General features: G+C 31.2%; 24 protein-coding genes. 16 read left to right on the forward strand and 8 right to left on the reverse strand.

All coding sequences use genetic code 11. The features are described from left to right. Positions 1-48 precede the first annotated feature (48 nt). A complete protein-coding gene (locus tag Q4586_RS08235; protein WP_303528246.1) occupies positions 49-1,413 on the reverse strand; it encodes a saccharopine dehydrogenase family protein in 1,365 nt (454 codons plus the stop codon). Between the two features lie 82 nt (positions 1,414-1,495). Here Q4586_RS08235 and Q4586_RS08240 point away from each other — a divergent pair, with 82 nt between their 5' ends. From Q4586_RS08240 to Q4586_RS08315, 16 genes are all read left to right on the forward strand, one after another. Next, positions 1,496-1,879, forward strand: coding sequence for a DUF423 domain-containing protein (locus Q4586_RS08240; RefSeq protein ID WP_303528250.1), 384 nt, complete (start codon positions 1,496-1,498; stop codon positions 1,877-1,879). An 84-nt stretch (positions 1,880-1,963) separates the two neighbouring features. Next, positions 1,964-3,568 (forward strand): phosphoenolpyruvate carboxykinase (ATP), encoded by a 1,605-nt coding sequence (gene pckA, locus Q4586_RS08245; RefSeq protein WP_303528253.1) that lies wholly within the window; start codon positions 1,964-1,966, stop codon positions 3,566-3,568. A gap of 91 nt (positions 3,569-3,659) precedes the next feature. Further along, positions 3,660-5,282 carry an adenine deaminase gene (gene ade / locus Q4586_RS08250; protein WP_303528256.1) on the forward strand — a complete coding sequence of 541 codons (1,623 nt, stop codon included), beginning with the start codon at positions 3,660-3,662 and terminating at the stop codon, positions 5,280-5,282. A 43-nt stretch (positions 5,283-5,325) separates the two neighbouring features. Continuing rightward, on the forward strand, positions 5,326-5,880 hold the full coding sequence (gene ruvC, locus Q4586_RS08255) for a crossover junction endodeoxyribonuclease RuvC (RefSeq protein WP_303528258.1): 555 nt from the start codon (positions 5,326-5,328) through the stop codon (positions 5,878-5,880). Between the two features lie 6 nt (positions 5,881-5,886). Continuing rightward, on the forward strand, positions 5,887-7,047 hold the full coding sequence (gene hemW / locus Q4586_RS08260) for a radical SAM family heme chaperone HemW (protein ID WP_303528260.1): 1,161 nt from the start codon (positions 5,887-5,889) through the stop codon (positions 7,045-7,047). A gap of 6 nt (positions 7,048-7,053) precedes the next feature. Continuing rightward, complete coding sequence (locus Q4586_RS08265; protein ID WP_303528262.1) at positions 7,054-7,803, forward strand: cyclase family protein; 750 nt, start codon at positions 7,054-7,056, stop codon at positions 7,801-7,803. A 267-nt stretch (positions 7,804-8,070) separates the two neighbouring features. After that, a complete protein-coding gene (locus Q4586_RS08270) occupies positions 8,071-9,273 on the forward strand; it encodes an MDR family MFS transporter (RefSeq protein ID WP_068703107.1) in 1,203 nt (400 codons plus the stop codon). 4 nt (positions 9,274-9,277) lie between these two features. Further along, the gene (locus tag Q4586_RS08275; RefSeq protein ID WP_338116835.1) at positions 9,278-9,550 is read left to right on the forward strand and encodes a VOC family protein; all 273 of its coding nucleotides are present in this window, start codon (positions 9,278-9,280) and stop codon (positions 9,548-9,550) included. 151 nt (positions 9,551-9,701) lie between these two features. Then, entirely contained in the window at positions 9,702-10,028 is a 327-nt protein-coding gene (locus Q4586_RS08280) for a nucleotide pyrophosphohydrolase (protein WP_303528265.1), read from the forward strand. Continuing rightward, positions 10,029-10,277: a hypothetical protein gene (locus Q4586_RS08285; protein ID WP_303528267.1), complete on the forward strand. Its 249-nt coding sequence runs from the start codon at positions 10,029-10,031 to the stop codon at positions 10,275-10,277. 2 nt (positions 10,278-10,279) lie between these two features. Beyond that, positions 10,280-10,549: a hypothetical protein gene (locus Q4586_RS08290; protein ID WP_068703110.1), complete on the forward strand. Its 270-nt coding sequence runs from the start codon at positions 10,280-10,282 to the stop codon at positions 10,547-10,549. 41 nt (positions 10,550-10,590) lie between these two features. After that, complete coding sequence (locus Q4586_RS08295) at positions 10,591-11,823, forward strand: 3-phosphoshikimate 1-carboxyvinyltransferase (RefSeq protein WP_303528270.1); 1,233 nt, start codon at positions 10,591-10,593, stop codon at positions 11,821-11,823. Between the two features lie 64 nt (positions 11,824-11,887). Continuing rightward, entirely contained in the window at positions 11,888-12,937 is a 1,050-nt protein-coding gene (queA, locus tag Q4586_RS08300; protein WP_068703112.1) for a tRNA preQ1(34) S-adenosylmethionine ribosyltransferase-isomerase QueA, read from the forward strand. A gap of 69 nt (positions 12,938-13,006) precedes the next feature. Then, complete coding sequence (rlmN, locus tag Q4586_RS08305; protein ID WP_068703113.1) at positions 13,007-14,047, forward strand: dual-specificity RNA methyltransferase RlmN; 1,041 nt, start codon at positions 13,007-13,009, stop codon at positions 14,045-14,047. Next, complete coding sequence (locus Q4586_RS08310; RefSeq protein ID WP_303528273.1) at positions 14,047-14,799, forward strand: hypothetical protein; 753 nt, start codon at positions 14,047-14,049, stop codon at positions 14,797-14,799. Before rlmN ends, Q4586_RS08310 begins: the two co-directional genes overlap by 1 nt. 25 nt (positions 14,800-14,824) lie before the next feature. Beyond that, on the forward strand, positions 14,825-15,802 hold the full coding sequence (locus Q4586_RS08315) for a polyprenyl synthetase family protein (protein ID WP_303528686.1): 978 nt from the start codon (positions 14,825-14,827) through the stop codon (positions 15,800-15,802). Positions 15,803-15,884: 82 nt separating this feature from the next. Here the strand turns inward: Q4586_RS08315 and groL are convergent, their stop codons facing one another. From groL to Q4586_RS08350, 7 genes are all read right to left on the reverse strand, one after another. Then, entirely contained in the window at positions 15,885-17,516 is a 1,632-nt protein-coding gene (groL, locus tag Q4586_RS08320) for a chaperonin GroEL (protein WP_068703116.1), read from the reverse strand. Positions 17,517-17,559: 43 nt separating this feature from the next. Beyond that, positions 17,560-17,835, reverse strand: coding sequence for a co-chaperone GroES (locus tag Q4586_RS08325; protein WP_068703119.1), 276 nt, complete (start codon positions 17,833-17,835; stop codon positions 17,560-17,562). 162 nt (positions 17,836-17,997) lie between these two features. After that, a complete protein-coding gene (gene secG / locus Q4586_RS08330) occupies positions 17,998-18,339 on the reverse strand; it encodes a preprotein translocase subunit SecG (RefSeq protein WP_068703121.1) in 342 nt (113 codons plus the stop codon). Then, complete coding sequence (locus Q4586_RS08335) at positions 18,339-19,076, reverse strand: DUF8458 domain-containing protein (RefSeq protein ID WP_303528277.1); 738 nt, start codon at positions 19,074-19,076, stop codon at positions 18,339-18,341. The genes secG and Q4586_RS08335 overlap by 1 nt, the downstream gene beginning before the upstream one ends. A 25-nt stretch (positions 19,077-19,101) precedes the next feature. Continuing rightward, on the reverse strand, positions 19,102-19,500 hold the full coding sequence (locus Q4586_RS08340; RefSeq protein ID WP_068703126.1) for a hypothetical protein: 399 nt from the start codon (positions 19,498-19,500) through the stop codon (positions 19,102-19,104). Then, positions 19,493-19,942 (reverse strand): Panacea domain-containing protein, encoded by a 450-nt coding sequence (locus Q4586_RS08345; protein WP_068703128.1) that lies wholly within the window; start codon positions 19,940-19,942, stop codon positions 19,493-19,495. The genes Q4586_RS08340 and Q4586_RS08345 overlap by 8 nt, the downstream gene beginning before the upstream one ends. Before the next feature lie 230 nt (positions 19,943-20,172). Further along, on the reverse strand, positions 20,173-20,679 hold the full coding sequence (locus Q4586_RS08350; protein ID WP_303528280.1) for an LptE family protein: 507 nt from the start codon (positions 20,677-20,679) through the stop codon (positions 20,173-20,175). Between the last annotated feature and the right edge of the window lie 22 nt (positions 20,680-20,701).

Here is a 20,701-nt window from a genome sequence, read left to right on the forward strand (position 1 = left end):
ACTTCTATTTATTTAAAAATGTGAATAGAAATAGTTATTCATATTCTATTAGATACTTTCAGGATTATAGCCTAAATATGGTACTTCTTTCTCAATAAAAGTAATTCCGTATTCTTCTAACTCCTTTAAAATAGGTTCATACACTTCTTTTGTTATTGGTAATTGAACACCTGGAGTTGTAATTTCACCATTTAAAATACGTAAAGTAGCCATAGCTACTGGTAAACCAACTGTTTTTGCCATGGCAGTATAGGTTTGGTCATCACCTTTGATAACCATGCTACTTTCTATTTGATGTTTTTTGTTGTTAAGTTCATATCCAAATTTATGATGCATTACAATCATATCTTTATCATCGGCTTCAAGCGTCCATTTATCAGAAAGTATTTTTTGTAAAATTTGAGCAGGAGTAGCGTTCTTAAGTCCAGTTTTTTTAGTTGGGTTAAAAATGTCAAGTTCCAAAAACTTATCCCACATAACATCATCCTGGTCTATTTTTAAGTAAGAACGAAATTTTAATTCTACAGAATCTGTAGGAGAGTAAGCTAAAAATAAATTCGTAAAATCACGATAACTCATGTTTTCAGAATCTTCAATGGCATAAGAATCATCGGTCATTCCTAATTGAACAAAAACATTCCAAGCTCTCGAAAAACCTACTTTTCTAATGGTACCTCTGTACATTGTAGGTATGTTTTCAAGATTATAAAGACTTCTATATTTTAAAGAATCACGATTCGCATACCCTTCAAACTTACCATATCCTTCAATATCTAAAAATTCTGTTCTTCTAAATAATTTATGATATGGTATGTATTTGTATGTGTTTTCTTGAATAAACATTGCGGCGCCACCTTGTCCGGCTAAAACCACATTTCTAGGGTTCCAAGTAAATTTATAGTTCCATAAATTAGTATCACTTTCAGGAGCCACTAAGCCACCTGTAAAAGATTCATAAAGTAACATTTTAGCTTTCTTGTCATGAATTTCATTAATGATTTTCATGGCACTCATATGATCAATCCCTGGGTCTAAGCCAATTTCATTCATAAAAACCAGTCCTTTAGCTTTAGCTTGTGTATCTAAAGCTTTCATTTCATCAGAAATGTAAGAAGCAGTTACCATATGTTTATCATAAGTAATACAATCTTTAGCTACTTGTATATGAAAACGGGCAGGAAGCATTGATATAACGATGTCGGCATTTTTAATAGCATTAATACGTTCTTTATCGTTAAAAACATCTAAAGTAATAGCTGTTGCGTTTTTATGATTATTAACTAATTTTTTTGCATTGTTAATAAAAACGTCACCTATGGTTAAATGCAATTTTTCTGATATGGATTTATCTAATAAATATTTTATAAGTGATGCACTAGATCTACCAGCACCAATAATTAATATTTTTCTCATTATATAATGTATTTTTGTATACTCTAATTTTTAAAGGCACAATATCGCTAAAAAAGTTTAAATTTAAACAAAAACAATAAAAATGTACAAGAATTTAACAATATCATCTTTTTTGGGAATTATAGCAGTAATTTTAGGTGCTTTTGGAGCGCATGCTTTAAAGACAAAATTAAGTGCAGAGGCTATGCAAAGTTTTCAAACAGCGGTACGATATCAATTTATGCATGTTTTATTATTGTTGTTTGTAAACATTTTTAATGAATTTACTTCTAAGCAAAAAAATGCAATTAGTTTATTTGTAATTGGAGGTATCATTTTATTTTCAGGATCAATTTATGCAATACATTTATTAAAAGTACCTGCCAAATCAATTTGGTTTGTAACTCCATTAGGTGGACTTATGCTAATTATAGGCTGGTCTTTACTGTTTTTTTATTTTTTAAAAAAAGTTATTAAAAAAGAATAGTTGATAATTTTTTTCAATGATTAATGAGTTTAATCAAAAAGCCCTACTTTTGTATGAAATTTAACACAACTAAATTATTTTAAGATGACAAATCTTGATACGAAAACGATATCGTTAAACAACTTAGGTATAAAAGATGCTACGGTTCGTTATCAATTAACTTCAGAGGAGTTACAGAATATTACTATAGAAAAAGAACAAGGAGTAGAAACTAGTTTTGGCGCATTAGCAGTTAAAACAGGTGAGTTTACTGGACGTTCGCCAATGGATCGTTTTATCGTTAAAGACGATATAACAAAAGATGAAATTTGGTGGGGAGATATAAACATACCTTTTGATTCAGAAAAATTTGACAAATTATACGATAAAGTAACAGATTACTTATCTAATAAAGAGGTTTTTGTACGTGATAGTTATGCATGTGCAGATGCTGATTATAAATTAAACATTAGAGTTGTAAACGAGTACCCTTGGAGTAACATGTTTGCTTACAATATGTTTTTACGACCAACTGCTGAAGAGTTAAAAGATTTTTCTCCAGAATGGACAGTTGTTAACGCACCTGGTTTTATGGCAAATCCTGAAGTAGATGGGACGCGTCAACATAACTTTGCTATTTTAAATTTTGAGAAAAAAATTGCTTTAATTGGTGGAACTGGTTATACTGGTGAAATTAAAAAAGGAATTTTTTCTGCATTAAACTTTATTTTACCTGTGTTTAAAAACACATTACCAATGCACTGTTCAGCAAATATTGGTAAAGAAGGTGATACTGCTATTTTCTTCGGATTATCAGGTACAGGAAAAACAACTTTATCTACTGACCCTAACCGTAGTTTGATTGGTGATGATGAGCATGGTTGGACTTCAGAAAACACGGTGTTTAATTTTGAAGGAGGCTGTTACGCAAAAGTAATCGACTTATCTAAAGATAAAGAGCCAGAAATATACGCTGCTATTAAGAAAGGAGCAATTCTGGAAAATATTGTGATGAACGATAAAAAAGAGGTTGATTTTAACGATACTTCAATTACACAAAATACACGTGTAAGTTATCCAATTCATCATATTGAAAATATTCAAACACCATCAACAGGTAAAAACCCTAAGAATATATTTTTCTTAACGGCAGATGCTTTTGGGGTATTGCCTCCAATTTCGAGGTTAACACCAGGGCAGGCAGCCTACCACTTTATTTCAGGTTATACTGCTAAAGTAGCAGGAACAGAGGCTGGTGTTACAGAGCCATTACCAAGTTTTTCGGCTTGTTTCGGAGCGCCATTTATGCCATTACATCCAACTCGTTATGCAGAAATGTTAAGCGAAAAAATGAAAGAAACTAACGTTAATGTTTGGTTGGTTAATACAGGTTGGTTTGCAGGTCCTTACGGAGTAGGAAACAGAATGAAGTTAAAGTATACAAGAGCTATGATTAACGCTGCTTTAACAGGTGGTTTACCAAGTGAAATTACTAAAGAAAACTATCATATACATTCGGTATTTGGTTTAGCACAACCAAGAGAATGTCCAGGAGTACCTTCTGAGTTATTAAGCCAAAGAACAGCTTGGAATAATGATGAAGAGTATTATAAAACAGCACATAAATTGGCAGATTCATTTAAAGAAAACTTTAAAAAGTTTGAAGAATATGCAAATGAAGAAATTTTAAAAGGAGGGCCAGCGGCTTAACTTTTAATCATATTGTAAAAAAGCATCCTTTTAAAGGATGCTTTTTTTATGCATAAATACTAGCTATTTTTGTGGTGTAAAAAATAAAGGTATGATTGTACAAGGAAATATAGTTGATATACAAAATAAACGAATCTTTAAAGGAGAAGTTGAGGTTGAAGAAGGTAAGATAAGAGCAATTAGAAAAGCTGATCATTTAATAGAAAACTATATTATTCCTGGTTTTGTTGATGCGCATATTCATATTGAAAGTTCGATGTTAGTGCCGTCAGAATTTGCAAAAATAGCTGTAACGCACGGAACAGTCGCTACTGTTTCTGATCCGCATGAAATAGCAAATGTATTAGGAGTAAAAGGTGTTGATTTTATGATTGAAAACGGAAAGAAAGTTCCGTTAAAATTTAATTTCGGAGCACCATCATGTGTGCCAGCTACCTCTTTTGAAAGTGCAGGAGCTATTATTGATTCTGATGACATAAAACTGATGCTAGAAAATCCGAATATTAAATACCTAGCTGAAATGATGAATTATCCGGGTGTTTTGTTTGACGATGAAGAGGTTTTAAAAAAGATTCAACACGCTAAGAATAATAACAAACCTATAGATGGGCATGCGCCAGGTTTAAGAGGTGATGATGTAACTAAATACATATCGGCAGGTATAACAACCGATCACGAATGTTTTATCTACGAAGAAGCTTTAGAGAAACTTCAAAAAGGAATGAAAGTAATTATTCGTGAAGGTAGTGCTGCCAAAAACTTTGAGGCTTTAATTGATTTATTGCCTGATCATTTTGAAAATATGATGTTTTGTTCAGATGACAAGCATCCAGATGATTTATTAGTTGGGCATATTAACCAGTTATGTGAGCGCGCAGTATCGAAAGGTGTTAATGTTTTTAAAGTATTACAAGCTGCCTGTGTTAACCCAGTAAAACATTACAATTTAGATGTTGGTTTATTAGAGAAAGGAGATGATGCCGATTTTATTGTTGTTGATAGTTTAGAAAAATTTAATGTTTTACAAACGTATATAAACGGTGAATTAGTTAGTGAAAATGGAAAATCATTTGTAAAATCAGTAGATTTTGAAGTATTGAATAATTTTGATACAGATAAAAAGAAGGTTACTGATTTTGAATTTAAATCATCCGCAGAAAAAATTAGAGTTATTGAGGCTTTAGACGGAGAATTGGTAACCAATGAAATTGAAGCAAACTCTCTAATAAAAGAAGGGAATTTAGTTTCTAATATAGCAAATGACGTATTAAAAATGACGGTTGTAAATCGTTATAAAAATGCTGAACCTTCAATCGCTTTTATTAAGAATTTTGGATTAAAAGAAGGGGCAATAGCAAGTTCTGTAGGACATGATTCTCATAATATAATAGCCGTTGGTGTTTCTGATGAAGCAATTTGTAAGGCTGTAAATTTGTTAATTGAGAATAAAGGCGGAGTTTGTGCTTTTACCGAACCCAAAGAAAAAATAGTTTCATTGCCAGTGGCAGGGATTATGAGTGATAAATCGGCTGAAGAAATAGGTAAATCGTATGCAGAATTAGATAAGATGGCTAAACAAATGGGGAGTAAATTACGCGCACCATACATGAGTTTATCGTTTATGGCACTGTTGGTAATACCAGCGTTAAAATTATCTGATAAAGGTCTGTTTGACGGAAATAACTTTAAGTTTACTTCATTAGAGATTCAGTAAAATACTATTTAATTGATTAGTTTAGCCTTATAGAAATTAAAATTTGAAGACAGAGAAAATTATTTTAGGAATTGATCCAGGAACCTCTATCATGGGATTCGGAATTATAAAAGTGGTAGGAAAAAAAATGGAATTCGTTCAAATGAATGAATTAATTTTAAAAAAATACGACGATCATTATTTAAAACTAAAGTTAATTTTTGAACGTACAATTGAATTGATAGATACTTATAAACCTGATGAAGTTGCTTTAGAAGCTCCTTTTTTTGGTAAAAATGTACAATCGATGTTAAAGCTTGGGCGTGCGCAAGGAGTTGCTATGGCTGCTGCATTGTCGCGTGAAATACCTGTAACAGAATATGCGCCACTTAAAATAAAAATGGCAATTACAGGAAACGGAAAATCGAGCAAAGAGCAAGTCGCGTTAATGCTAAAGTCTTTATTAAATTTAAAAACCTTGCCTAAAAATTTAGATGCAACCGATGGTTTAGCCGCCGCAGTTTGTCATTATTATAATTCACGGACAAAAGTAGGAGGAAAGAACTATACAGGTTGGGCAGCGTTTGTAAAGCAGAATGAAAAAAGAGTTAAGAAGTAATTTAATTTGGCAGGAATCTATATACATATACCGTTTTGTAAGCAAGCATGTTTTTATTGCGATTTTCATTTTTCTACTTCTTTAAAAAAGAAAGATGATTTGGTTTTATGCATGGTAAAAGAGCTGGAGTTACGTAAAGAAGAATTAGTAAATGAAACGATAGAAACTATTTATTTTGGTGGTGGAACTCCGTCTTTATTATCGAAAGAAGAAATAGAAATGTTGTTAAATGTAATTCATCAGAACTATAAGGTAATTGAAAGTCCCGAGATTACTTTAGAAGCCAACCCTGATGATTTATCAGAAGAGAAAATTTTAGAACTAGCTAATTCGCCTATTAATCGATTAAGTATTGGCGTGCAATCTTTTTTTGAAGAAGATTTACAAAGCATGAATCGCGCGCATAATTCAAAAGAAGCAAAAGAATGTTTGACTATGGCGACTCGCCATTTTGATAATATTACGGTAGATTTAATTTATGGTGTTCCGAATATGAGTAATGAACGCTGGAAAGAGAACTTACAGATAGCATTCGATTTTGGGGTGAATCATATTTCAAGCTATGCCTTAACTGTTGAGCCTAAAACGGTACTAGATAGTTTTGTGAAAAATGGAAAATATCCCGCACCAGACGAAACCGAAGCAAAAGAGCATTTTGATATTTTGGTAGCAGAAACCGCTAAAAACGGATTTGTACATTACGAGATATCAAATTTTGGAAAACCTGATTACTTTTCAAAACATAATACAAGTTATTGGTTGGGTAAAAAGTATATAGGTATTGGTCCGTCGGCACATTCGTTTAGTAAAACACATCGTAGTTGGAATATAGCGAATAACGCAAAATATATAAAAGAACTTCAAGAAAGTAATTTACCGAATGAGGTTGAAAAACTATCAAAAGAAGATCAGTTTAATGAATATTTAATGACTGGTTTGCGAACTATTTGGGGAGTATCGTTAGATAAGATTGATGAAGATTTTAAAGAGCAATTACTAATCTCTTCAAAAAAGTTTATAGATGAAGGTTTACTCGTCATTGCGAGAGAAACGAAGCAATCGGTATCTTCTTTATCGAGATGTAATGAAGATAGAGTCTTAAAAACCACTCCAAAAGGAAAGTTTTTAGCAGATGGTTTAGCTTCAGAGTTATTTATAATTAAATAATAAAATATGATTGCAGAGATACAACACAAATCAAAAAAATATCAAATAGATTTATCGAAACCTTTAGATATTTCTATCTCAATAGATGTTTTGAAAGAAAATATTAACGCTTGGTATCTTGATGACCCTGTAATTTCACCTGTTATGTCAGGAGATTGGGTAGGTAGTGTTGCAGAAGGAGCAGATGTGAATTTTAATAATATATCATTCAATCCACATGCACATATAACACATACGGAGTGTGTTGGTCATATTACCAAAGAAATGTATTCTGTTAATAAAAATTTAAACAGATTTTTCTTTTTAGCTGAGGTGGTAACTATTTATCCTGAACAGTTAGATAATGGAGATTTTGTAATTACAAAACATCAATTACAAAAAGTTTTAAACCATAAAAAAATAGTAGCCGTTGTAATTAGAACTTTGCCAAATTCTGATAAAAAAACAAACGCTCGTTATTCAAACACAAATCCGCCATATTTATTAGAAGAAGCTGCGGTTTATTTAAAAGAAATAGGAATAAAACATTTGTTAATTGATTTACCTTCGGTAGATAAAGAAAAAGATGAGGGCAAATTATTAGCTCACAATGCTTTTTGGAATACTAAAAACGAAATCCGTTTTGATGCAACCATTACAGAGTTTATTTATGTGCCAAATAATATTGAAGACGGAACTTATTTTTTAAATTTAATGATTGCACCTTTTGAAAACGATGCAACACCAAGTAAGCCTATTTTATACAAAGTTCTCTAAGTTGATTTATTTAGAATCAATATGAAATGAGATTTTTAAAATACATTTTGTAAAACCTATTTCTTTTTTTTATAGTTTTACAACTCAATTAGAAAAGTAGAATGACAAATTTTTATACATATAAGCAATGTAAATCAGTCGTGAGAAACGATAGGTGTCGGGCTATTTATGTATTCTAATTATATTCAAAAAAAATATAACTATTACTAAAAGTCCGACTGCTAAGTCGGACTTTTTATTTTTATAATAAATCAAAACTAAACAACTATGAAAAAATTATATTTTAATTATTTAAATACCTTTAAAGGGCTTTCTACTGAGGTTTGGTGGCTTGCTTTAATTACTTTAATCAATAGAGCGGGTACCATGGTAATTCCGTTTTTATCATTGTATCTAACAAAAAGTTTAGATTTTTCTTTAAAAGATGTAGGATGGATTATGAGTTGTTTTGGATTAGGATCTGTATTAGGGTCATGGTTGGGAGGTAAGTTAACTGATAAAATAGGGTATTATAAAGTAATGAAAACGAGTTTGTTTTTAACAGGTTTATTCTTTTTAGGATTACAGTATGTAACAACATTTTACGGCTTTTGTATCGGTATTTTTTTAGTAATGTTAGTTGCTGACACTTTTAGGCCTGCTATGTTTGTAGCCTTAAGTGCTTATAGTAAGCCCGAAAATAAAACACGTTCGGTAACTCTTATTCGTTTAGCAATAAACTTAGGTTTTTCGGCAGGGCCTGCAGTTGGCGGAATTATTATTACATCGTTAAGTTACAGTGGTTTGTTTTGGGTTGATGGTGTTACTTGTATTTTAGCAACCTTTTTGTTAATGAAAGTGTTAAATCCTAAAAAAGCAAAAGTTTTAGATGAGATAAAGACTGAAAATCCTATTTCTGTATTTTCAGATAAAGCATTTTGGGTGTTTTTTGTGGCTATGTTTATCTTCGGATTTGTGTTTTTGCAATACTTTTCAACAATGCCATTGTATTATGAAAACATTCATAATTTATCAGAATTTGATATTGGTTTATTAATGGGAATGAATGGTTTTTTAATATTTTTATTAGAAATGCCTTTAATTAAATGGTTAGAAGAAAGTAAGTACTCAAAAGAACGTTTAATGTTCGTTGGGTTATTGCTAACAGCTATTAGTTTTTTAGTGTTAAACCTAACAGGCTGGGTTGGTGTTTTAGTAATAGGAATGTTGTTTATGACTGTTGGAGAAATGATTGCTTTTCCGTTTTCGAATGCCTTTGTAATGGAGAGAGCAAAAAAAGGGAACCAAGGAGAATATATGGCATATTATAGTATTGCATTTTCTTTAGCTCATATTTTTGGACATAATTCAGGAATGCAATTAGTAGATAATTTAGGGTTTGATAAAACTTGGTGGATTATTACCATTATGTCAGTAATAGGACTATTTTTCTTGCTCATTTTAAGTAATGTTGTTAAAAAAGAAAAATAAAAAGATGGATTTAAATCAAGTTACTGTCCCTTCTTTAAATGTTGAGGTAGCAACATTGTTTTATATAAAATTAGGCTTGCATCTTATTGTAGATGCAAGACCTAATTATGTTCGTTTTCAAGCACCCGAAGGTGACGCTACATTTTCTATTCATAAAGTAACAGAACTACCAAAAGGAAATGGAATAGATGTTTATTTTGAAGATGAAAACTTAGATGTTTTAGTTAAAAATCTCCAAAAAAAAAGGAATTGTTTTTACACAGTTGCCAAAAGATGAAAACTGGTTATGGAGAGAAGCTCATTTGTTAGATCCTGACAAGAATAAAATCATTTTGTTTAAAGCAGGTAAGAATAGAAAAAATCCGCCTTGGCGAATTAACTAGCCCAAAAGAAATATTTATATTTGATTTTTAAATTATAAAAGTAAAATGAATATACAAAACGCTCAAAGAGAAGTTGATAATTGGATTAAAAATCATGGAGTTCGTTATTTTAACGAACTTACTAATATGGCGCAATTAACAGAAGAAGTAGGAGAGGTTGCAAGAATTATTGCGCGCCGTTATGGAGAACAAAGCGAGAAGGAGAGCGATAAAAATAAAGATTTAGGAGAGGAATTGGCAGATGTTATGTTTGTTGTTTTGTGTTTGGCAAATCAAACAGGAATAAATCTTCAAGAAGCTTTTGATAAAAAATTAGATATTAAAACAAAACGCGATCATGATCGCCATCATAATAACGAAAAATTAAAATAAATGAGTCTTTTAAAAAAAATACAAAAAGGAAGTTTTTGGGTTAACGTACTTAAAGTAAGTGTTCCTTTTTTAGTTTTTGTAACACTATTTTCGTTATTGGTAAATAGCGGAAGCGCATTGTTTTCTGGAGATTTTGAAACAGTAAATGCTATTAATTTTTCAGAAAATAAGTGGCAACGATTTTGGTTAACCAAAGTAACTGTTAGTATTTTATATGCAATTTATGTTGTAAATAAAAAAACAAAATAAAAATGAACCTCAAAAAAACAACCGATCAGCTGAATAAAAATATTGAAGAAGAAACGGAGTTTGTAAACAAAATATCATTATTAAAATATATTTTAGTGTACGTTCCGTTATTATTTTCAATGTTTGCAGCTACCAATTTTATAGGAAGCTTAGTGTTTGAGAGTGTTGTTTTTGATTGGAGAAGAATTTTAATTCAAGCCGTATTTTTTTCAATTTTCTTTAGAGTTTTTCATGGAGTTAGAAAATTATGGAATGATGGTTGGAAAAAATAATAATAAAAAAGCGATTGTAAAAGCAAACAAATAAATAGTAAATGAACTTACAACTAACAGCAAAAAAAGATGTAGAAATTAATACCGATATTGTAATTTCAGGATCTAAAAGTGAATCGAATCGATTGTTAATTTTACAACAATTATATCCGAATATTACAATTCAAAATTTATCAGATTCTGATGATACGCACCATTTACAAGAAGCATTATCATCAAAAAATGAAATTGCAGATATTGGTCATGCAGGTACAGCTATGCGCTTTTTAACTGCTTTTTTTGCAGGTAAAGAAGGTGTTGTAAAAGTTTTACAAGGGTCAGAAAGAATGCATAATCGACCGATTAAAATTTTGGTTGATGCGCTGCGTGATTTAGGAGCCGATATTGCATATTTAGAAAAAGAAGGGTATCCGCCATTAAAAATTACAGGAAAAAAACTATTGAAAGAAACCGTTACTATTAACGGAAATGTAAGTAGTCAATATATTTCAGCTTTAATGTTAATAGCACCAAGTTTACCAAACGGTTTAGAAATTGAACTGATTGGTAAAATAACATCGATACCGTATATAAACATGACATTAAGTTTATTACATCAACTAGATGTTAAAGCAAGTTTTTCAGGGCAAAAAATTAAAATTTTACCTAAACCAACGGTTCATGATAAACCATTTGTAGTAGAATCTGACTGGAGTTCTGCTTCTTATTTTTATTCCTTAATTGCATTGAGTAAAATAGGATCGTCAGTAAAATTATCAGCCTATAAAAAAGATAGTTTACAAGGCGACAGTTGTTTAACAAAAATATATAAACACTTTGGTGTAACAACCGTTTTTAAAGAGAACTCGATTGTTTTAACAAAGGAAAATCTACACAGTTCATCAGTTTTAATTGAAGATTTAAAAAACGCACCAGACATTGCACAAACTATTGCAGTAACCTGTTTTGGATTAGGTGTTGCTTGTGATTTATCAGGCTTACATACCTTAAAAATTAAAGAAACTGATCGATTAGAAGCCTTAAAAGAAGAATTAACAAAGTTAGGTGCTAGTATATCTGTAAGCAACGAAAGTTTGCATTTAAAACCATCCGAAGTAATTAATAAGGATGTAAAAATAGCCACCTATAACGATCATAGAATGGCTATGGCATTTGCACCATTAGCATTAAAAACAAGTATTGAAATTTTAGATGCAGGGGTAGTTACAAAATCGTATCGAAATTTTTGGAATGACATGCAACAGGTAGGTATAGAAACGATTAAAGTAAAATAAAAGCCGAATTGCTTGACAAGGCCTATGTCGAGATTGTATATTTGCGCATACGAAAAAAAGACACATGAAGTTATCAAATTTTAATTTTGAATTACCAGAAGAATTATTAGCAGAATACCCTTCTGAGCATAGAGATGAAGCACGTTTAATGGTGTTGCATAGAGATACTCAAAAGATCGAGCATAAAATGTTTAAAGATTTAATCGATTATTTTGATGAAGGAGATGTAATGATGTTAAATAATACGAAGGTTTTTCCTGCTCGTATGTACGGGAATAAAGAAAAAACTGGAGCACGTATCGAAGTTTTTTTATTACGTGAGTTAAATGCTGAAAACCGTTTGTGGGATGTGTTAGTTGATCCGGCAAGAAAAATTAGAATAGGAAATAAGTTGTTTTTTGGTGATGATGAAAGTTTAGTAGCTGAAGTTATTGATAACACCACCTCACGAGGTCGAACTTTACGTTTTCTGTTTGATGGACCTTATGAAGAGTTTAGAGAAAAGTTAGTAAAGTTAGGAGAAACACCGTTACCTAAATATATTAAACGTGAAGTTGAAGAAACAGACGAAGAACGTTACCAAACCATTTATGCAAAGCACGAAGGAGCTGTAGCAGCACCAGCAGCAGGATTACACTTTTCTAAACATCTAATGAAGCGTTTAGAGATAAAAGGAGTTGATTTTGCTGAAATGACATTACATGTAGGCCTGGGAACATTTAATCCAGTTGAGGTAGAAGATTTATCGAAGCATAAAATGGATTCTGAAAAAATTAATGTTCCATTATCAAGTGCTGATATGGTAAATAATGCACTTACTAATAAAAAGCGCGTTTGTGCGGTTGGTACTACTGTAATGAGAACAGCCGAATCTGCAATTACATCAAAGCATAAGTTAAAAGAATTTGATGGTTGGACTAATAAATTTATCTTTCCTCCTTTCGATTTTAGCGTTGCTAATGCTATGATTACTAACTTTCATACTCCAAAATCAACATTAATGATGATGGTATCTGCTTTTGCAGGTCATGATTTTATGATGGAAGCATATCAAGAAGCAATCAAAGAAAAATATAAATTTCACTCGTACGGAGATGCGATGTTAATTTTATAAAACAATACATTAAAACGAATTATAAAACCTCACAAGGCTACTTGTGAGGTTTTGTGTATTTTTGCACCAATGAAAGTGAAGAAAAAAGACATACGCGCATTAACAAAAGAACAATTACGTGATTTTTTTGTTGAAAATGGAGATAAAGCATTTAGAGGTAATCAAGTGTATGAATGGCTGTGGCATAAAACAGCACATACTTTTGAGGATATGACAAGCTTGTCGAAAGCAACACGTTTAATGTTAGACGAAAATTTTGTAATCAATCATATAAAGGTTGATAATATGCAGCGTAGTAAAGACGGTACTGTAAAAAATGCTGTTCGTTTACACGATGGTTTGGTGGTTGAGTCGGTTTTAATACCAACAAAAACTAGAACTACAGCTTGTGTATCTAGTCAAGTTGGTTGTAGTTTAGATTGCAGGTTCTGTGCAACTTCACGTTTAAAAAGAATGCGAAACCTAAATCCTGATGAAATTTACGATCAAGTATCGGCAATTAATCAAGAAAGTTTATTGTACTACAACAGAAAATTATCGAATATTGTTTTTATGGGAATGGGAGAACCGTTGATGAATTACAATAACGTAATTAAATCGATTGATAAAATCACCTCTCCCGAAGGTTTAGGAATGTCGCCAAAACGCATCACAGTTTCTACTTCTGGGGTGCCTAAAATAATTAAAAAAATGGCAGATGATGAGGTTAAATTTAACCTAGCTGTCTCATTACATTCAGCAATTGATGAAGTTCGTACATCAATCATGCCTTTTAATGCAACTTTTCCTTTAAAAGATTTACGAGAAGCATTAGAATATTGGTACGAAAAAACCGAACGTATGATTACTTATGAGTATGTTGTTTGGGGCGGAATTAATGATAAAAGAGAAGATATTAAAGCGTTGATAGATTTTTGTAAGCATGTGCCTTGTAAAGTCAATTTAATAGAATATAATCCTATTGATGATGGCGAATTTCAACAAGCAAGCCCAGAAGCAATAAACAATTATATATCTAATTTAGAGATGCATGATATTACGGTAAATGTAAGACGTTCACGTGGAAAAGATATTGATGCAGCTTGTGGTCAATTAGCAAACAAAACGTAATGAATTTATCCTCTTTTAGAGTTTTTTTCAAACAAATATTACAAACCTTAGGCTTGTTGTTGCTTATTAATTTTTTAGGTCTTTTTATAGATAGTAAATTTGTAGCAGAAAATATTTTTAAAGAAGCTCAGTGGATTAATAACATAGCAGTGATTATTGTTTTTATTTACTTGTTCCTAAAGGCAACTGCAAGAGTTAAAGAACAGCTTATTTATGCAATTTTAATAGCAATAATTGGTGAATATTTGTTTTCCTTGATCTTTGGTATGTACTCATATCGTTTAGGTAATATACCTCATTATATACCTGTTGGTCATGCTATTGTATTTATATTTGTGTATTATTTTAGTAGAAAGCCATCAGTAAAAGCAAATAGAAAAAACATAGAGGTGTTTAATACTATATTGATACTAATTTTCTCATTATTTTTTTTACTATTTAAAAAAGATGTTTTCGGTTTTGTTTGTACATTGTTTGTTTTTTTCTTTTTAAGAAAACATCCTAAAGAGCGTTTGTTTTATTTAACAATGTATTGTGTGATTGCTGTTATAGAGCTTATAGGTACGGGATTTGAATGTTGGAAATGGCCAGAGATAGCTTTTAATAAATTCGAGTTTTTGCCAAGCGGAAACCCACCTTCTGGAATATGTTTGTTTTATTTTGGTTTAGATAGAGGAACCATGTCTTTTTATAAGAGAAGACATAAGTTAACGTGGGCCAGATTAAAGAGAATTAGAGCTATTGAAAACTAAAATTTTCACTATTTTTGATATTGAAATGAAGCCAGTAGAACAAATAAAACTTCCGATTGCCAATGAAATGGAACTCTTTGAAACCAAGTTTAAAGATTCCATGTTATCAAAGGTCCCATTATTAAATAGAGTAACCTATTATATCGTTCGTAGAAAAGGAAAACAAATGCGACCAATGTTTGTGTTTTTAGTAGCTAAAATGGTTTCTGATGGAGGCTTTGATGAGCGTACTTATCGTGGAGCTTCAGTAGTTGAGTTAATTCATACTGCTACTTTAGTGCATGATGATGTGGTAGATGATAGTAATCGACGTCGTGGATTTTTTTCAATCAATGCGCTCTGGAAAAATAAAATAGCTGTTTTAGTAGGTGATTTTTTATTGTCAAAAGGATTACTACTTTCTATTGATAACGAAGATTTTGATTTGTTAAAATTGATTTCTATCGCAGTACGTGAAATGAGTGAAGGGGAGCTATTACAGATAGAAAAAGCAAGGAAATTAGATATAACCGAAGAAATTTATTTTGAAATTATTCGTCAAAAAACAGCAACCTTAATCGCTGCTTGTTGCGGTATTGGAGCTGCGTCTGTAGGTGCTAGTAATGATGTTGTGCAACAAATGCGAAAATTTGGAGAATATATCGGAATTGCTTTTCAAATTAAAGATGATTTATTTGATTATACTGAAGATGAAATAGGAAAGCCTACGGGAATAGATATTAAGGAGCAGAAAATGACATTGCCGTTAATTTATACGTTGAATAATTGCTCTAAAAAAGAAAAATCTTGGTTAATCAACTCGGTTAAAAAACACAACACGAATAAAAAACGAGTAAAAGAAGTTATCGCTTTTGTAAATACCAATGGAGGTTTAGAATATGCCACAGCTAAAATGCATAGTTATAAAAATAAAGCATTAGCCATATTAAATAACTTCCCGGAATCAGCATATAAAAACTCATTACAACAAATGATAGATTATGTTGTAGAGCGTAAAATATAACCTGATTTTCAAGTCTTTAAAAAATAAAAACCTCGATAATTAATATTATCGAGGTTTTATGTTTAGGTATTGAGCTTCTCGACTACATCATTCCTGGCATACCACCACCCATTGGAGGCATAGCTGCAGGAGCGTCTTCTTTAATATCAATTAAAGCACATTCGGTAGTTAAAATCATACCCGCTACAGAAGCGGCATTTTCTAGCGCTACACGTGTTACTTTTTTAGGATCGATAATTCCGGCTTCTAGCATATCAACATATACTTCAGCTTTAGCATCATAACCAAAATCTTTTTTACCTTCTAATACTTTATTTATAACAACAGATCCTTCACCACCAGCGTTTTCAACAATAGTTCTTAAAGGTGCTTCAATAGCTTTGTTAACGATTTGTACTCCTGTTGTTTCGTCTAAGTTTTCAGTAGCTAAAGCTTCTAATACTTTTTTAGCGCGCACTAAGGCAACACCACCACCGGCAACAATACCCTCTTCTACAGCAGCACGAGTTGCATGTAAAGCATCATCAACACGATCTTTCTTTTCTTTCATTTCTACTTCAGAAGCAGCACCAACGTATAAAACAGCAACTCCGCCAGCTAATTTTGCTAAACGCTCTTGTAATTTTTCACGATCGTAATCAGAAGTAGTCGTTTCAATTTGTGCTTTAATTTGGTTTACACGACCTTTAATTTGCTCTTCGTTACCAGCACCATTAACAATGGTAGTATTGTCTTTATCAATAGTTACTGTTTCAGCAGTTCCTAATAAGTCTAATGTTGCATTTTCTAAAGAAAAACCTCTTTCTTCAGAAATTACAGTTCCACCAGTTAAGATAGAAATGTCTTCTAACATTGCTTTTCTACGATCACCAAATCCAGGAGCTTTTACAGCAGCAATTTTTAAACCACCACGTAATTTATTAACTACTAAAGTAGCTAATGCTTGTCCGTCTACATCTTCAGCAATAATTAATAAAGGTCTACCAGATTGAGAAACAGGTTCTAATATTGGTAAAATTTCTTGTAAGTTAGAAATCTTTTTATCGAATAATAAAATATAAGGATTTTCTAAGGTAGCTACCATTTTATCAGCATCAGTTACGAAGTATGGAGATAAATATCCACGATCAAACTGCATTCCTTCCACAACATCAACATACGTATCCATTCCTTTAGCCTCTTCAACAGTAATCACTCCTTCTTTTCCAACTTTACCAAAAGCAGTAGCAATTAAATCACCAATAACCTTATCGTTATTTGCAGAGATTGAAGCTACTTGTTGTATTTTTTCAGAAGAGTTACCAACTTCTTGAGATTGTTTTGCTAAATCTTCAGTAATAACAGTAACAGCTTTATCAATACCACGTTTTAAATCCATTGGATTTGCACCTGCGGCAACATTTTTTAAACCTTCTTTTACGATTGCTTGTGCTAATACGGTTGCCGTTGTAGTTCCGTCACCAGCTAAATCGTTGGTTTTAGAGGCTACTTCTTTTACCATTTGAGCTCCCATATTCTCTAAAGAATCTTCTAACTCAATTTCTTTTGCTACAGTAACACCATCTTTAGTTACGTGTGGCGCACCGAAAGATTTAGAAATAATTACATTACGTCCTTTAGGTCCTAATGTTACTTTTACTGCGTTTGCTAACGCATCTACTCCGCGCTTTAAACCGTCACGAGCATCTACATCAAATTTTATATCTTTTGCCATTTTATGATCTTTTTTTGTGTTAATTATTAAGTGGATAAATAAATTATATGATAGCGAAAATGTCGCTTTCCCTCATAATTAAATAATCACTTCCTTCATGTTTTAATTCAGTACCAGCGTATTTTCCATATAAAACAGTGTCTCCAACTTTAACCGTTAAAGGTTCATCTTTGGTACCATTACCAATAGCAACAACAGTTCCTTTTTGAGGTTTTTCCTTGGCGTTATCAGGAATAATAAGTCCTGAGGCTGTCTTGGTTTCTGCAGCAGCTGGTTCTATAAGAACTCTATCTGCTAAAGGTTTAATATTTAATCCCATTTGTATAAGTTATGATTAAGTAGTTGTTATTTAAAGTTTAGAATTAGTCAGAAATTATGCCATTAAAAAAAATATGCCACTTTTTCTAAATCACTTAATGTTGTGCATAAAAAAATGCCAACGTGTCATTACGTTGGCATTTTTATTTTTATGTTAAAAAGATTAGTTTACACTATCTTTTGTTGTGTCATTTGTTACTGGTGCAGTAGGTGCTGTAGCTTCTACATTTTCTAAAGCACTGTCTAGCTGAGGTGCATCAGCTGAGTTACCTCTAGGTATCGCAAAGTTAGCTAATAAAATTAAAGCAAACATTGTAATTGCTAAAGTCCAAGTAGTTCTGTCTAAAAAACTGTTAGTGTTCTGTACACCACCAATGTTTTGAGCACCACCACCTCCAAAAGAAGAAGATAATCCGCCACCTTTAGGGTTTTGTACCATAACAATTAAGATTAAAGCTATCGCAACAATCAATATTAGCACTAAAAGTAAAGTATACGTTGTCATTATTTATTTTTTTGTAAAATTTGTATTCTCTTAATTTGGTCTGCAAAGAAACCACTTTTTTCTGGATATTTCAAACTTAATATTTTATAAGCTTGTATAGCACTGTTATATTTTTTTTGTTCAAGATAAACTTTAGCTAAGGTCTCGGTAGCTAGGGGAGAGTTTTGTTTGCTTTCAATAATTTTAACCTCAGAAGGATTCGTTTTACTTGGACGAGATATTTTAGGGGCTGTTTCGATAAAACGATTAATAATATCGTTTTTTACAGAGTTTTTAGTTGATTCTATTTCTTTTAAAACAACAGGAGCTTCTCGATGAATTATTTTTTTTGATGAAAGCTGCATCCATTGATTAAAAGAAAAAGATTCGTTTTTAGTAAAAGCAATAGGCTTTCCTATAGCTAGTTTTTCCTTGATTAACGAAACTTCTTTTGTTTTTTTCTTTGGAAGCAAAATTTCTTTTAAACTTTGTTTTTCTTCTTTTTTTAGGGTGTTTTCTTTAAAAGATCTGGAAGTTACAAAGTCAAATAAAACACTACGGTCGCTCGTGTAGGCTGCTGTAATTTTTAATTCATTATTATACTTAAAACTGTCTTGATTTTTTAAAAGTTTTAAATGTAAAGCTCTTGCTGATTGAAAATAAGGGTATTTTTGAGTGATATCTCTTAAATCAACATTATTTTCAGATGAAATTAATGTTGGTTTTTCTAGAATTTTTATGTAGCTTTTTTTATCCAATTAGTTGTGAAATATTATAAAAAAATTACTTTTTATCAAATAGATATTTAAGAACAAGTAAGTAGAATGTGAAAATTGAAGTTGTTAAAGAACCAATAATGAAGAGGAATTCAGTTTGCGATAAATTGTAACTCCAAAGCTCAAATCCTTTCAGTAAAATAGTTAAAGCTATAAAAATTGCCCAAGCTGATGAAAACCTAAATGCTAATTTAGCATTCTTTTCTCTTAAAATTCTTTCTGATTGTCTATCAAGCTTATTGATAACAAATTCTTCGTGTTGTATGTATTCTTGAAAACTTTCATACTTACCCGTAAATTCAAACAGAAAAACATCTTCTTTACTTGATTTTGAATCTGCACTTGAATCAATATCATCAAGGGGTTTAGAAAAATAATTTTTAGCTTTTTCTTCTAGACTATCCATTAACCTTGTTTTTATAATACTCTTTGATTAACTCATTGTTTATCTGAGTAAAAGATTGACCATTATAGGTCTTATACCAAGGGGTACCTTTTTCATGAGTTTTTGAAGATAACTGACTTCCGTCGAAACGGTTATAGGCTCCCCAAACAGTTTCTATAAACTTACTATCTTCTTTACTTAAATTATTTTGAGAGTACATTTCTATAAACTTAAAATCATTGTTTGAAAAATCAACTCTTTTAATAATATGGTATAAGTCTGGTATAACTGGTCCGTACTTCCAGGCTTCAATTTTGTTTTCAAATAAAGGTTTATCTGTAAAAGCAAGATAGTAACCATGAGCTATATAAGTTAACTTTAATAGCTTCATAGGACTCATTGGAATTGAATCTTTATTGGATAATTCTATGAACTTCTTAGCTATGTCGAAACAGTTATTCACAATAAAGGTGAGTTTTTAACAAAAGTAAAATTTATTACTGACAAAAAAAAACGTGCTTATAATATTGGTTTGATTTAATACTTTTTTTAGTTTTTATTAATTTTTTGCTCTATTTACTTATCTGATTAGCTTTAAGTTAGTGAAGAAAAAATATAAAATAAATCTAGTTTAAGTAGCTTGTTCAGTAATTTTTTATTTATCAACTAGCGTACCAAGTTTGGTTAAATATGTTACCATTTGGCTACAGAAGCATTAAAAATATCTTGTGTAATTCTTTCCAAAATATCTTTTAAAGCACTGTCTAAAACTCCGCCAGAAAGTTGTTGTGTGGCACCATAATCGTAGTAAAAAGAAAAACGTTTTTCAAAGTTATCTTTTTCTTCGAGTTTGTTTTCAAAAATTACATTTACAGTAATAGTTAGTCGGTTTTGCGCAGCAGTTTGTTCTGCAGTAGCACTCATCGGTGTAATTCGATAATCTGTTATTTCACCTGAAAAATGCAAATCGCCATTAGTATTTACAAGTGTTAAATTAGTTTGACGAGTAAATAAATCTTGTAAAGTTTGAGTAAATTCTTGACTTAATTTAGGTTCAATTAATGGAGCTTGATTTGGAAAAAAATCAACTTGAATCGTTTCTGCTTTACCTGTGTTACCTCCAGTAAAAGAATAAGCACCACAACCTATTAAAATAGACGTAACGATTATAAAGGTGATATTGTATAAGAGTTTTTTCATAAAATCAAAAATAAATAATTTA

The sequence above is a fragment of the Tenacibaculum soleae genome (assembly GCF_030549005.1).
Classification (GTDB): Bacteria; Bacteroidota; Bacteroidia; order Flavobacteriales; family Flavobacteriaceae; genus Polaribacter; species Polaribacter soleae.